The organism is Rhodothermales bacterium, from assembly GCA_013002345.1.
Lineage (GTDB): Bacteria > Bacteroidota > Rhodothermia > Rhodothermales > JABDKH01 > JABDKH01.
On the sequence record JABDKH010000114.1, the window covers coordinates 1 to 5631 of the forward strand.

The following is a 5631-nucleotide window of genomic DNA, read 5'->3' on the forward strand; positions in this document are numbered from 1 at the left end:
AGGAAATCCCACCCGAGTCGCCTCGTTCGGCACTCTCTGATGGGATTTTCCGTGGAGCCAGGGGGAGTCGAACCCCTGACCTCTGCAATGCCTTTGGGGAGGCCGGCGGCCGTGAGTAGTTGGGGAATCGAAGAAGGGCGTACTCAGTTTCGGTGGGTACACAGAGGGTAGGCGGATTCACGAGGGATTTTCACGGTCTTCTGCCTCACACTCGCCATCAAGCAGCCATCGGTATACGGTTAGAATGTGCGCCTCGTCCTACCTCGCACTGTGGCGCCTACTGCCGAACAGGTCCCAGGTGCTGATCCAGCCACTCCAGCGTTTCTCGAATCAACTGGTCCCGTGGCACAAAGTGGCCGGACTCGTAGATAACCTGCCGCTTCTGGTCCGGCGGCGTGCCGAGCAGATCGAACATGGGCTTCTGAGACGTCTCGACCGGAAAGAAATGGTCGTACTGTCCGTTCAGCATCAGAACCGGCTGCGTGATACGCGGAACGTAGTTGATGGCATCGGCTTCGGGCAGTGCACGTTGGACCATAAGTCCGGCTACGTACAGAACAACAACCTTGATCCGTCTTTCTACCGCGGGCATGATACCGCCCAGTGCCCCGCCCCAGCTCACACCGTAGTAACCGATCTTCTCTGGATCGAACTCGGGCCGAGACTCCAGATAATCGAGCGACCGCGAGAGGTCCTTTGCCCACATGATGACGTGGTCCCTGTAGAACGCGGTCTCCGCCGGATAGTCACTTTCGAGCTCGTCGCCGCGCTCGAAAGTGCCCTTGTAGATAGGCACGACGACGGCGCGGCCGCTCTTGACCATGTAGTCGTATGCATTCAGTTCGGGTCCTGGGCCTGCGCTCGACCGATTGTGAATGGCGCCCGATCCAGGGAAATAAACGACAGTCTGATACGGAGGACTTGAGTTCTTCGGTACGAAGATGTACGCCATCATCCGGTCTCCACCGTATGCCGCATCAAACGTGACCCGCTCTTTCACCCAGTCCGGGTCTGAGTCGTCGACCTCTTCCACGGTCGCGTTCAGCTCCGTCCTGTCGTAACGATACATGTTGCGATAGATGGCGAAGACCTCATCCGAGACGGGCTTCTCGGCGCGAAAATCGCGAAGAGGTATCTCGATCGAACGTGAGGCACTGCTCAGATCCGCCGTTTCATCGACGGGCTTGATCAATCGGATTCCATTCGTCGGCGAGCGGTCAAAAGGATCCTGTGCATACCCGTCGTTGAACGAATACGTCGCGTCGTTCCAGCCGCCTCCGAGGATGAGTCGAGCGCCGGAGTTCGACGAGTTCAGGCACCACTCGCGCACGTTTCCAGCCATGTCGTAGGTTCCATACGGGCCGACACCTTTCATGGCGCCCACTTCTGTGGTCCCCTTGCCTGAGAAGTTGCTGAACGGAACGATGAAGGAGCTCCAGGTGGTGCCAGCAGCACGACTCCAGTGGTAAAGTGTCGGCAGCTGCTTGCCGGCGAAAGCGGCGTAGGCGGCTGCTTCATACCAGCTCACGCCGGCTACCGGATGATTCTCCTGCCCCTCCGGAAAATCGCCGACCTCCCACGTCGAAGGTCCTGTACGGCCCGTCTTGTCCTTGAACAGTGCCATCGCCTCGGGTCCCGGCAGGATGCGTCCGCGCATGACGAAGGTATCCGGCCAGTACTCGGGCCTGTTGTATCCGCCGGCATCCATGAAAGCTTTGTACTGAAGATTCGTGACCTCAAACCGGTCGAGTAGGTAATCGCCCAGGACCTCGGTCTTCAGGTGATCGAGTCCGGGCAGCCGCACGTTTGTCTCGCCGCCTTCGACGAGAACCATTCCCGCAGGAGTCGTCCCTTCCCCGGCCAGCACGAACCGGGTATCGGAAATCGCGCCGGAGTTCATGGAGCGCTCCGTGGGGATATACCCATCCTTCTCAACCCGAAACGTGAAGTAGTACCCGAACGGATGGCGGACCGAGTCGATCGGGGTCGTGCCCAGAAACTGCCAGGACGTATCGTTGTGGCTTCGACGATACACGCGTGCGCCTTCGGGTTCGCTAATAATTTCGACGAACCGGGACATCTGCGGCCACAGGCGGAGCAACATGGAGTCGTCGGGGATCACATTGTTTGCATCCTGTGCGAGCTTGAAAGCGTTCTTCCAGTTGCCTTCGTCGATGAGGCGTGCAACGGCCGGCAGAGCCTCTTGCCGAGCCCATTCGACTTCGGCGCGTTGCTCATTCCAGCGCATCAGCAGAAACGTGGTGACGGCAACGACCACGAGTGTTGGCACGGCAACCCACGGCGACTTCAGACGGACAAACGCCTCTGGTCGTTCGGCGATTCCCGGTTCGCCCACAGCTCGGATCTCGTCTAGCATGACGTGCATCGAGGCAGGCCGCGCCGCAGGGTCTTTTGCCAGCGATCGGTTGATCAGTCGAGCGACATCGGGAGGCACATCTTCCCGCAGCGAATCGACGGGTGTCGGCTCTTCGTTAAGTATGGAGTAGACGACAGCCTGGTCATATTCACCGGCAAAGGGACGTCGCCCCGTGACCATCTCGTACAGAACAACGCCAAGTGCCCATATATCGGCTTCCGGTCCGGAGGTCTCGCCACGCGCCTGTTCGGGGGACATGTAGTAGACCGTTCCGAGTGTGCTGCCGGGTTTCGTCAGATCCACGGCGCCGGTCAGCTTCGCCAATCCAAAGTCGAGCACGACGGCGCGTCCATCGTCGGTCACGATGATGTTCGCCGGTTTGATGTCGCGGTGGATGATTCCTTTGTCGTGAGCGCGGGCCAGTCCTTCCGCCACCTGTTGGGCGATGTCGATGGCGTCCTCCACATCGAGCGGGCCGTCCTCCAGCATCTTCTTCAGAGTCTCGCCGTCGTAGTGCGCCATCGCGATGAACGTCTGGCCATCGTCCGTCTGGCCGATCTCGTGTATCGTGCAGACGTTGGGGTGGTTGAGCGCGGATGCCGACTGGGCCTCCAGCATGAAGCGCTGGTTGGCCTCCTCGTCGGCCGAGAGATGGGGAGGTAGAAACTTGAGCGCGACCTTTCGCTTCAGCTGGAGATCATCTGCCAGATAGACGACCCCCATGCCGCCTCTCCCGAGTCTCTCGAGGATGTGGAAGTGGGCTATGGTCTGGCCGATCATTAGAGTGGTGTCAAGGCAAATCTATTACTACCTCGAAATCGGGAAAGAGGCAAGGTCTCTTCTCACGTCGGTCGATGCTTGACAAGGTACACATAGAGTACGTCGTGCAGAAGAAATGGCGTCGATCTACGGCCTGGACAGGGGAAAGGAAATGAAAACAGCCCGCCAGCACCGCCACATCCGGCCGCCTCTAATGGGATTCTCGTAGAGCCAAGGGGAGTCGAACCGCTCACCTCTGTTATGCCATTGTTACGGTGGCAGACTGTATTGGTTTGTGGCGCAGTCGATTATGGGTAGGCCGCGTTTTGGTGGGTACACAAAGGGTACGCGGGTTAGGACCATTTTGAGAGTGACGGAGCGCGAAAGGGCTGGGGTACAAAAAAGGGATACACAAACTCGCTTCCTCGGTCGGCAATTTCTCACTCCTCCTCCCGCTTAACCAGTCTCAGTCGCCGCGCAAGAAACTAGTGACTGCCTCGTCCACGGTGTCGTAGACAGGTGGAAGAAAGGGATACTGCATCGCGGCTAGGAAATCGGATACCCGGTAGTGAAGGTCAGCTAGTTTGACAGAGCCGCCTCGGTCTCTAGTCTCTTCAACAAAGGCGATTAGTAAGCCGAACGCTGCTGAACTCATGTATGCCAGCTCGCGGCAATCAAGGACGATTCTGTGACGGTCGCGAGCGATCAACTCCCCAAAGGCATGGCCGAGTAGTGGAGCAGTGTGTGCGTCCAGTTCACCTTCAACGCTCACCACCGCAATACCCTCGACAAACCTGAACTTGATCGGGAAGTCGTCCATTGGATCACTCCCGCCGCCCCGTGTTGGGTGACGATCCCACCGGATGGCATGGATGGCAGGGGTGGCCCTGAATCCTCAGCGCGGTCAGACCCGCCAAACAAAAGAAATCCCACCAGAACCTCGTCATCCGGCACTTCTGACGGGATTCTCTGTGGAGCCAAGGGGAGTCGAACCCCTGACCTCTGCAATGCCATTGCAGCGCTCTACCAGCTGAGCTATGGCCCCGGCGCGATCCTCACGAGTCTTCCGACCCGCAACACGCGGCACCGATAATACGACCACACACGCCTGCAGTTCAAGGCGTTCGCCACCGCTCCGAGCCGATCCACCACCAATTCAAGAACTGACGGCCGGCACGTAACTACATTTACGCTTGCAAAACGCCTCTCACGTCTCGTGCCGCCACATGCCGGAGAATCGAAGCCCCATCATTGTCAGCAAATTCGGCGGATCCTCCGTGGGTGACGCCGAGTGCATCCGGAACGTCACGCAAATCGTCGACTCCACCCGCGCCGAGGGGCGCCTGATCGTGGTCGTCTCGGCACTGGGAGGCATGACCGACGATCTCGTGAATGCCATCGATGGCGCCATCACCCGTTCGCGCCAGCCATCAGAGGACGTGGCCGCGCTCGTTGATCGCTACGAGAAGGTCGCAGCCGTCCTCCTGTCGGGCGATGCCCAGGCGGAGCTCTACACGTTCGTCAATCACTTCTGGGCCGAGCTGGGCGAACTCCTCGATGGAATCTATCTGTTACGTGAATGCACGCCGCGCACGAGAGACGCCGTCATCTCCATCGGCGAACTCGTGACCGCACCGCTCGTGACAGCCGTCCTCGCAGAAGCCGGCATTGCGGCGGCGCCGGTTGACGCTAGACAGCTCATCCGCACCGACGCCGATTTCGGCGAGGCCAACGTCGACATGGAGGTCACGTACCAGGTCGTCAAGGATTACTTCACCTCGGTCGCGGACGACGTGGTGGCGGTCGTCACAGGATTTGTCGCGACAACAGCCGACGGCGTGACGGCGACCCTCGGCCGCTCCGGCAGCGACTACACGGCGACGCTTCTCGGCGGCGCCCTGCAGGCAACCCGCGTTGACATCTGGACCGACGTCGACGGCGTCCTTTCGGCTGATCCCCGGATCGTCAAAGATGCGTTTACGATCGACGCCCTCAGCTACGCGGAGGCGGGTGAGCTCGCGTACTTCGGCGCGAAGGTGCTGCATCCGCGAACGATGCGTCCGCTGCTGGCGCATTCGATCCCGCTGCACATCAAGAACTCGTTCAACCCGGGTGCGGCCGGTACCGTGATCACGCCGGAGGGCAAACCGTCCGGCGGACGCGTGAAAGCCATAACATCCGTTCGCGGCGTCGCGGTCGTGATGATCGAGGGGACCGGCATGGCGGGTGTGCCCGGCGTATCCGCGAGGGCGTTCTCGGCGCTCGCCGGCGACGGGATCAACGTGCTGATGATTTCTCAGGCATCAAGCGAGCAGAGCATCTGCATCGTCGTGATGGCCGCGAGAGCGGAGGCGGCTGTACACAGTCTAATCGGCGCGTTCGACGTTGAGCTCACGCGGCAAGATATCAGCCGCATCTATTCCATTCGCGACTGCGCGATCCTGTCGGCTGTCGGCGATCGAATGCGGCACAAGCCGGGTCTCGCCGGACGCATG

At 60.0% G+C, this 5631-nt stretch carries 3 protein-coding genes and 1 tRNA gene; 1 reads left to right on the forward strand and 3 read right to left on the reverse strand.

What is annotated here, in order from left to right:
• Nucleotides 1-277 precede the first annotated feature (277 nt).
• The 3 genes from HKN37_05750 to HKN37_05760 form a co-directional block, all read right to left on the reverse strand.
• Nucleotides 278-3157 (reverse strand): protein kinase, encoded by a 2880-nt coding sequence (locus tag HKN37_05750; GenBank protein ID NNE46147.1) that lies wholly within the window; start codon nt 3155-3157, stop codon nt 278-280.
• A 445-nt stretch (nt 3158-3602) separates the two neighbouring features.
• Complete coding sequence (locus tag HKN37_05755; GenBank protein NNE46148.1) at nt 3603-3956, reverse strand: STAS domain-containing protein; 354 nt, start codon at nt 3954-3956, stop codon at nt 3603-3605.
• Nucleotides 3957-4108: 152 nt separating this feature from the next.
• Nucleotides 4109-4181: transfer RNA gene (locus HKN37_05760), tRNA-Ala, on the reverse strand.
• 181 nt (nt 4182-4362) lie between these two features.
• On the opposite strand from HKN37_05760, the gene HKN37_05765 reads away from it, so the two are divergent.
• Nucleotides 4363-5631 (forward strand): aspartate kinase (locus HKN37_05765; GenBank protein NNE46149.1); only part of this gene is annotated, 1269 nt, incomplete at its 3' end.

Bases quoted from the DNA above. Each gene is read 5' to 3' on its own strand.
- HKN37_05750 (NNE46147.1), bottom strand. From the start codon at position 3,157: ATGATCGGCCAGACCATAGCCCACTTCCACATCCTCGAGAGACTCGGG.
- HKN37_05755 (NNE46148.1), bottom strand. From the start codon at position 3,956: ATGGACGACTTCCCGATCAAGTTCAGGTTTGTCGAGGGTATTGCGGTG.